Raw genomic sequence first — 7,624 nt, 5'->3', positions numbered from 1 at the left:
TGACTGGTATGTGGTTGTTTTAGGTAATTAGGATTTTCAGACGCATAGATCGACAGTGTATTCACATCAATCATCAGCTTAAGTACACCTGAACCGACCATATGTTCAATCGGTATATACAGCATGATAGCGCCGTATCCTAAGCTTCGTTTTTTAGCATCTGGATGTTCACCAATACCACCAATAACGCTATGAATAAGAATAGGTAGAGTTGTGTTCATTTTATAAACCTTTCAATAGTTTTGTAGCTCTTTATACATTTGATACCGCGTATAGCAGATATATAACACGGCGATGTTAATAGAGATTGCATAAAGAATGATGATCAGGTTGGCACCCGATAATTCATCATATAAGGGCGAATAAAACGCATAAACGACTGAGAGTTCAGACATTAAAATCCAAAAAAAGCGGATAGAGGGGATATATCTAAAAGCTTCACTTTTTGCTTAATTTGTTTTTGCTGACTCATATTTCTCACCATTAGATTACAGCCATTAATATTGATTAATGACTTCATCCATCACATAAATTGAGTAGTTGTACTGGTCTAAGCGATATTTGCTTTCTTCAGTATGTTCACTGGCCAATGCTTGTAGTTGAGTTTCGTTCATGGAAGAAGCATAGCGGTTACGGATTGATTTAAGCTGGCTCAATTCTAAACGTCCAGTACTCTTGGTCAGATTGCTGACAGTTGTGAATAGATCCTGGTCATATTCTTGCAATTCACCATACAGCCAAGCAAGGTGTTCTGCATTGATGTATGGGTTATTTTTTTCATAGTAGTTTTTCAGTTTGAATAAACTCAAACCACATATGAACACAGCAACTATAAGGCTAATGACAAGCCCCTCACCGAGTTTAAGTAGGTATAGGAATATAAAGATACTAATCACGCCAATGGCAATAGAGATATATCGCATGGTTTGATTTTGGAACATTTCTAACATGGGCATTACTCACTTTTTGTAATGTTGTTTTGATAAAGATGGTCTATTTGAGCGATGGCAAGTTTCATGCGTTCCGTGGTGCAAGTCAGGTCGTCATCAAAACGATGGTTGAATTCAACAATCCCCTGTTCTTCCATGTCTTGCATTTCACGCTTAGCATTACTTAAGCCTTTTTCTATACCAACCAGATTCAAGTTAAAGAAGTCTTCTAGTAGCTTTTCACTCTCAATGATTTGTTTGAGCTCAGTAACATAGACTTCAGTTTTCTTTTTGCTGATTTCCGCAGCCATCGCATAACGAAAGTTGCCGTTTACAACAACAGTTTTGAGATCTGGTGAATATTCGTTGTATTCACTTGGAATTCGACTAACGGACTGGACGGCGTGACTCCAGCCATACTTCTGAAAATATTCAATTCCCGTCATGGTATATACCTACGATTGTTCTTTTTTAAGTTCAATAACAGCCAATAACGCTTTGTTTTGGCGTTCCAATTCATATTGTTTTTGGCGGTCTACATTTTGGCGATCGAAAAGTTCTCTAATCTGCTGTTTGTAGTGGTTGTCATAGTACGAATAGGCTTTACGTTCTGCTTTTCTACGTGCAATGCGAACTTTGGGATGCCAGTTGAATTCTTTGTCGTCTGCATAACCCCTCATGAACTCAACCAGTTTGCTATCACCACGCATTTTACAAACCTTAATGAAGCCCATTTCTAAAACTGTAATTGGCGCACGGCGCGGATCTCCAAACTCCCAACGCCGTTTAATCCCAAAGCCACACATCTCTATTTGAACCGTAATCATGGTTTAACCTTTATCAAATGTTTGAGCTTCTGGATCTTCGACATTAAATCTGGACCATCACTTTCATGGTAAACAAGGTGTTCATTAACGAATGTGATAAAAGCATCCAATTCAGTTTGAATCGTTGCCAATTGATTGCGTAACCACTGGCATGTGGCTTCATCTTGTTTTATCGCCGTTTCAAGCAATCCTCTCGCATGTTCATAGGCATTTGCCTCACCTTGCGCCACCATATCTGCAGATGATTTCCAATCGCCCCATTTCTTATTCCAAAAGTCATCGAGCAACTGCAGTAATTTTTCCACTTCCAATTGGTCATCGCTGATGGCTGGTGTTTGCATTTGATAGATAGATTTTTTAGTTTCTACTTCACTTTGCATCCAACCATCACGAAAAGCTTCCCATTTCGCCTGATGCACCCAAGAAGAATAATTGCCACTGGCCAACAGACTACCGACCACGCCGTATCTATTTTCAAAAGCGCTACGAGCTTCAATTTCTGAAGCAATGTTTTCATTAGTATTTTGCGTATCAATCATGCTGACTATCCCCATGAAGCAAAGGCACTTGTAATGAGATTTTTGTTTCCTTCATCTCATGAAGTTTTTGAATCGCACGTTCTGGATCTATCACCCATGCATCAAAGAGAAGTTGAGTGACAAAAGAAAACTTCTCACCAACTTTGCGGAACGGTGCGCCGTGGCTATTCAGGAATTGTTCAAACACAAGATATTGCTGTTCGATGGCCTGGTTAAGTTCAAACAGGTCAATACAGCCCTCTAGCAAGTTGTACTCACCTGAAGCATTCGGCATAAACATCCATTTACGCTCATGGGTTAAGCCATCTACATGTAGGTAGGCATGTTTGTTGAGACTAGTCCACTCAGGTTTCATCATGACGTAGGTGTTGTACTCGTCATCTTCAAGATAGTTGTAGTGGGTAGCATCAACGGGTTTCTTTGCTAAAACAGAAATGGCCTGTTCAAGTGTCAGACCAAGAATGAGTGCATGTGGTGTAGTTGATGATTGGTGATCCATATTCCCTACCCCTTAGATTGTCGGGCTAGTCGGTTTAGGACCACTCAAACAAACTTCGTTTTGAACGTGATTGTAGATCTCAGCCAAGTGAGGGCGTGTGCTAAAAAATTGATCTTTTGATGTATCAGAGAGGTTAGCACTCATGATGGTGAGTAGTGCTTCATTTTTGAATTGCGCTTGAACCGCCGTCTTTAATGCACCATTCAATGAAGCATGCAGATTGTTGAATAGCGAAATAACACGGGCATTCTGATCATTCTTTTTGAAGAAGATAAAATTAACTTCACGTTCACGGAAAAACACCAGCTGATATTCAAGCCCTGATTCTGATAAATCATTCCCCATATCAATCAATGCATCATCTGGTACGGCGAACGCAGCGTATTTTGAATCAAAGTTTTGAAGTGCTTTATTTGAGATTAGATTCAAACTTACTTTGCCTTGAATCGGCACACATTGGCTCAGTTTCTTAGCCAAGTAATGTGCAGCAGCCATGTGATGTGATCCACCAGCATTTTGAACAAAAATCTTAGGACTCCAGCCATAGATAAAAAATTGATCAGTGGTTGTATCTGGAGAGTTCAATAAACGGATTTCTGGCCATAACAACATTCGATCTAAATTTTCCATACTCACATCACTAATGTAATCAGGGCATGCGTTTTTTACAAAATCATCAATGCTACGGTACTGGCTTAAATCCGACTTGGAATTTGAGAAGCCCCCAATTTCAGATAGGTCAAGTAAGCATGGTGTTTCAAGATGAATGATTTCTGCAAAAATCGGATTAAATACTTCAGCCAATTCTTCAGCAAAGGTAGAGATGTAGAACGGCTTATGATTTTGCGTATCTTGACCAAGGTAGCTGATGGAATCGTTATCTTTGGCATGTGGATTCAAAACAATGTTTTTGCCTGGTACAAAATTAGTAGGAGATATACCAGTCATACAAAGAGAATCTTTGATTTGATGAAAAGGGAAAACATCGGTCATGGCGATGCTGTCAGAATTGACTAAACGGGTATCAATAAAGGGTTTTAACTTGAGATTCTTATAAAGCTTATGTTTTGCTGAAAATACCGAAAGTAAAGTGTCTAACATTTTAAGCACTCCATTGATTAATGCTTTATTAAAACTAATAAAGATATATTAATACAGAAAGTGCTTATAAGTATTTTTTTGGAAAATTAATTTAAGAATTGCGGTTGAGTGGTATTAGTTGCAAGTGGTTGTACGGCGTTGTTATCGACAGACTTTGAGTACTGTTGCACTTCAACAATTCGCACACCTTTAACGTGTAAACGTGTTTTATAGTCAGTCATTGCAAGTGTTTGTAAGTCGTCTAGCTGTTCTTTAGTCATTGCCTATATCCTGTATATTGGATGTGATTTAAGGGCAATTTAATTGATGTATTAAGGATTGTAAAGGGTAAAACACAGTTCATTAAACTTTTTATGAAATGGTATATACCGATTAAGCCTAAAACAAAACAAGGTTTTAAGAAGTGGTTTAGTTATGTTTAAGAATATGCACGTTAAAACTAAGTTATTATATTAAAATGCATCTAAACTAGGGTTAAAACCAAACTGGATGCCAATATGTGTTCAAACATTGAATCTTACGCCGTGAACCTATCCAATGTACCTAAAGCTATCTCTTGCTTGAATATGTATGACTTTCAAACGTTAGCACTAGGACCAACCTATTTACCCCGATTTATCACTTGCAGATCGCCACATTCCATATACGGCGCTATTGGTTGCATTTGATGTGAATGCGTCTGAAAAGTTTCGCTTAATCGAAATGATGGTGCCTGAAGCCATTCCGCTGTCGCAGTTGTTGTTATTGGCCATATTCAATGAAACGCCGTATAAGAGCGAATATGAAATAGCCCAATACATGCCGAGTGATGAATTAAGGCGTATTAAGTACAAACAGCTCACCCAAAAAAACTAAAGGCTGGATAACCAGCCTTATGTCTTCTACATGGATGCGTTTAGTCATCCTTTTTTTTGATTGTAATGCCTGATCGTAATGAAGCTGAAGAACCTTTTGAACCAAGTATCACCAACAATTTTTCAAAAGTAACGCATTCGTGCGAGAACGGGTTTTTCATCAAAGCTTTTTCAAACTTAGCTGCATACTGTTGTTCTACGAATTCCATTTCATTTTTAGTGCTATGTGAGATGGCTTGATCAAGACTGGCTTTGTTTTCCGCAATGTATTGTGTCTGATCTTCAGGTTTTACATGGCGTGGTATCTGAACAAGCTGATATTCAGTAATTGGCGCAACGGTTAAGTCATATCCTGTTAGGATCTCTTTCAATTCATCATAGTAGCTGTCTAGGTTCATTGGTGTGATTAAGGCGCGAGTCACAGCTTCAACATCACTTTCCTGTTGAGCCTGTTCAGGTTCGCTTATACGTTCACCATAGATATTAAATTCAGCATCAAGATCCGCATTGTTGTAAGCACCAGCTTGTACTTGAGGTGAAATGTCAGAATCTTTACCGAAGTACTGGAACTGTTTTCGCTTCTCAATAATCTGGTCTTTAATGTTTGCTTCTTTTTGTGCTGAAACAATACTTTCACGGTGTTTTTGTTCTTTGGAGATTTCACCTTTCGCCGTGGACGAAGACATTACTGTTCTTTGTCCAGGTGCCATCCCTTCAGGTGTGATGGATTCAAGACGTCTTGCTTCAAGAATCTGATGTACAAAATCTTGAGTAAAGTCTTTTACCGTGTTGTTGTTTTCGTACAAGGTGTTATTGAGCTTTCTGCAGATCTCAAAATCACCAAGCGCCGTGACATTGGCAGATGAATTGTTGTCTGTCAGTAGCGTATGTTTTTCCTCAATCTCATGAATGAAGTCTTCAATTTTTAAAGTAGGATCGTAGATTTCAGATTTTTGGATATTGAAGATTGGGCAAAGGTCATTTAAGCGTAAGTACTTGGGTTGAGCACCAGCCACATAGAACGCCAACATTGATACGATTTTAACGTCTGAAGTTTTACCACCTTCCCCTTTAGTTGATATGAGCAAGGTAAATTCGCCGTTGTGCTGTCCGGCAATTTGTTCAATTGTCACACGTTTTTCTTTGGCGAACTGGACTTCTGTTTGTGGTACCGAACGGTTGAATACTAGACCTTGATACATATTGATTGAGTTAACTTTACCTTGCCACTCTTCACCAGCAAAACCATCAACCAATTTGTATGTTGTACTTTCAGCACCCGAAGTAGTACGTCCAATGGCTTTAACGGTCGTGTTACCCCATGTAGCAGCTGCTTCCTCTTTAGATCCACGTTCAATATCTTCAAATGTTTGAGCACCGAACGTAATAGAGAAGTTAAGCGAACGTGCCTGAGCTGGTAAAACCGAAGCACCGACAATAACGATGTAGCCCCATTCGTCCAAAAATAGCTTAAATGAAGTAGTGGCGTTGGTTGGTCGTGCGTCAATAATGGCACGGCGTAAACCTTCCATTTTGTTACCAAGGGAACCAGCCATCATTTGTTTAATTGAGCCAATGATTAATTTTCCGAGCATTTTGAGTGAGTCTGGTGAACGCTCAAGAGCTGGTAATGGCACAGTTAAGATACGGCGGTTAAGTACAACGTCAAAAATATCAATATCACCGCCATGCTCTACACCAAAGATGTGACCGTAGTTAAACGTCAAGTCGTTAATCGCTTTGGTTAACTGCATGGTGATATAACCGTGTTGCTCACGGGTTTTGGTTTCTTGTTTCTTTAACTTTTTAGGGTTGCTTGAATAACCAGGTAATGAAACGAGGTAGCCTTGAAGTTGTTCAGCCACACGTTCAAAGTCAATCCCGTATTTATCGTTATGACAAAATACCAATTCTTCAAGTGCTTCAAGTTCCATGTATTGCGTGAATACTTTTGGTGAAAGCTGAATGAAGCCATTGTCACGTAGATAGACCAAAACTCGTGTAAGTGCGGCGATAAAGGCCATCGCACGACCTTTCCACATGTCACCACCGCCACCGCCTGAGTCATCAAGCAAGTTGATCAAGAATTCAATCAACATCCCTGAGCTGGTGTTGCTCATTTGGTTCATTGAGTTGGTCATCTTGTCGGTTTGTGCACGTAGCATGTTACGACCTGAGGTAATGAAGTTGATCGTTAATAGATCCTCATTACGCCCAAAGCGGTTACATAAACGATAGTGGTCTTGTTGAGCCTTGGTATCACCTTTTGCGTCTACAAAGATATAACCTGAGTTTTGTACGTACTGGTTGGCACAGTTACCTAGCATGTATTCTGTTTTACCCGAACCCGTAGTACCTAACACAATTTGATGTGTACGGTCATCGGAGTTAGATGCATAAACAGGTAGACCAGTTTCACGGCAACGACCAAGGTAAGTCACACCCTCACCTTGTAGCTTATCGCGATTGGTACGTGCGTATTCCAAAAAGGCTTTTGGATTGTCCAGTACGTCATCTTTTACGCGTGATGTAATGTCAGTTGACGCATCCAGTGAGTTTGAATGCAACGGCGCACGGAATGGCCACTCAAAAAAGTAATCATTCGGATGTGTGTAGCGTTTTAATAGGTAATACGCGATCCCTATAAATATCTCACCGCCAAACGGAACAACAAACAAAATAACTGCAATAGCACCAAGAACGCCAACCAAATAATTAGCGCCGTCTGGCGCTGTAAGTTTTAAATGGATTTTCTCTAAGCCTGATCGTGTATCACGCTTAAGCGAACTAGGTCTGAACTTTGTTTGTGTGCCGTATTTTTGTGTAGAAGCCATACTTTGCGACCTACTCTTTTATCTTCAAGATAATAGGCAAA

General features: G+C 39.7%; 9 protein-coding genes and 1 pseudogene. 1 reads left to right on the top strand and 9 read right to left on the bottom strand.

Annotation, left to right across the window (positions count from 1 at the left end; translation table 11 throughout):
• From EXE29_RS15430 to EXE29_RS17545, 8 genes and pseudogenes are all read right to left on the bottom strand, one after another.
• A pseudogene (locus EXE29_RS15430) lies at positions 1-221 on the bottom strand (hypothetical protein); the annotation flags it as partial.
• Positions 222-497: 276 nt separating this feature from the next.
• Positions 498-950: a hypothetical protein gene (locus EXE29_RS15425; protein WP_033917408.1), complete on the bottom strand. Its 453-nt coding sequence runs from the start codon at positions 948-950 to the stop codon at positions 498-500.
• 5 nt (positions 951-955) lie between these two features.
• Entirely contained in the window at positions 956-1,375 is a 420-nt protein-coding gene (locus EXE29_RS15420; RefSeq protein ID WP_000145713.1) for a hypothetical protein, read from the bottom strand.
• Between the two features lie 9 nt (positions 1,376-1,384).
• Positions 1,385-1,756 carry a hypothetical protein gene (locus tag EXE29_RS15415; RefSeq protein ID WP_005005929.1) on the bottom strand — a complete coding sequence of 124 codons (372 nt, stop codon included), beginning with the start codon at positions 1,754-1,756 and terminating at the stop codon, positions 1,385-1,387.
• Entirely contained in the window at positions 1,753-2,295 is a 543-nt protein-coding gene (locus EXE29_RS15410) for a hypothetical protein (protein WP_005005928.1), read from the bottom strand. The genes EXE29_RS15415 and EXE29_RS15410 overlap by 4 nt, the downstream gene beginning before the upstream one ends.
• Entirely contained in the window at positions 2,288-2,794 is a 507-nt protein-coding gene (locus tag EXE29_RS15405; protein WP_005005926.1) for a hypothetical protein, read from the bottom strand. Before EXE29_RS15405 ends, EXE29_RS15410 begins: the two co-directional genes overlap by 8 nt.
• A 12-nt stretch (positions 2,795-2,806) precedes the next feature.
• On the bottom strand, positions 2,807-3,895 hold the full coding sequence (locus EXE29_RS15400; RefSeq protein WP_042892355.1) for a DUF6685 family protein: 1,089 nt from the start codon (positions 3,893-3,895) through the stop codon (positions 2,807-2,809).
• An 86-nt stretch (positions 3,896-3,981) separates the two neighbouring features.
• Positions 3,982-4,155: a hypothetical protein gene (locus EXE29_RS17545; RefSeq protein ID WP_165382508.1), complete on the bottom strand. Its 174-nt coding sequence runs from the start codon at positions 4,153-4,155 to the stop codon at positions 3,982-3,984.
• 409 nt (positions 4,156-4,564) lie between these two features.
• On the opposite strand from EXE29_RS17545, the gene EXE29_RS15395 reads away from it, so the two are divergent.
• Complete coding sequence (locus EXE29_RS15395; protein ID WP_058952567.1) at positions 4,565-4,750, top strand: hypothetical protein; 186 nt, start codon at positions 4,565-4,567, stop codon at positions 4,748-4,750.
• A 40-nt stretch (positions 4,751-4,790) separates the two neighbouring features.
• On the opposite strand, the gene EXE29_RS15390 is transcribed toward EXE29_RS15395, so the two are convergent.
• Positions 4,791-7,583 carry a type IV secretion protein DotL gene (locus EXE29_RS15390; RefSeq protein WP_120364224.1) on the bottom strand — a complete coding sequence of 931 codons (2,793 nt, stop codon included), beginning with the start codon at positions 7,581-7,583 and terminating at the stop codon, positions 4,791-4,793.
• Positions 7,584-7,624 lie beyond the last annotated feature (41 nt).

The organism is Acinetobacter sp. WCHAc060006 (assembly GCF_004209135.1).
In the GTDB taxonomy this organism is placed as follows: Bacteria; Pseudomonadota; Gammaproteobacteria; order Pseudomonadales; family Moraxellaceae; genus Acinetobacter; species Acinetobacter cumulans.
Note: the sequence above shows the minus strand (reverse complement) of the source record. Positions and strands in the feature narration are given on the sequence as shown.

What these genes read in the sequence shown, in the direction of transcription:
- EXE29_RS17545 (WP_165382508.1), bottom strand. Translation starts at nt 4,155, where the DNA reads ATGACTAAAGAACAGCTAGACGACTTACAAACACTTGCAATGACTGAC.
- EXE29_RS15420 (WP_000145713.1), bottom strand. Translation starts at nt 1,375, where the DNA reads ATGACGGGAATTGAATATTTTCAGAAGTATGGCTGGAGTCACGCCGTC.
- EXE29_RS15415 (WP_005005929.1), bottom strand. Translation starts at nt 1,756, where the DNA reads ATGATTACGGTTCAAATAGAGATGTGTGGCTTTGGGATTAAACGGCGT.
- EXE29_RS15410 (WP_005005928.1), bottom strand. Translation starts at nt 2,295, where the DNA reads ATGATTGATACGCAAAATACTAATGAAAACATTGCTTCAGAAATTGAA.
- EXE29_RS15405 (WP_005005926.1), bottom strand. Translation starts at nt 2,794, where the DNA reads ATGGATCACCAATCATCAACTACACCACATGCACTCATTCTTGGTCTG.
- EXE29_RS15390 (WP_120364224.1), bottom strand. Translation starts at nt 7,583, where the DNA reads ATGGCTTCTACACAAAAATACGGCACACAAACAAAGTTCAGACCTAGT.
- EXE29_RS15425 (WP_033917408.1), bottom strand. Translation starts at nt 950, where the DNA reads ATGTTAGAAATGTTCCAAAATCAAACCATGCGATATATCTCTATTGCC.
- EXE29_RS15400 (WP_042892355.1), bottom strand. Translation starts at nt 3,895, where the DNA reads ATGTTAGACACTTTACTTTCGGTATTTTCAGCAAAACATAAGCTTTAT.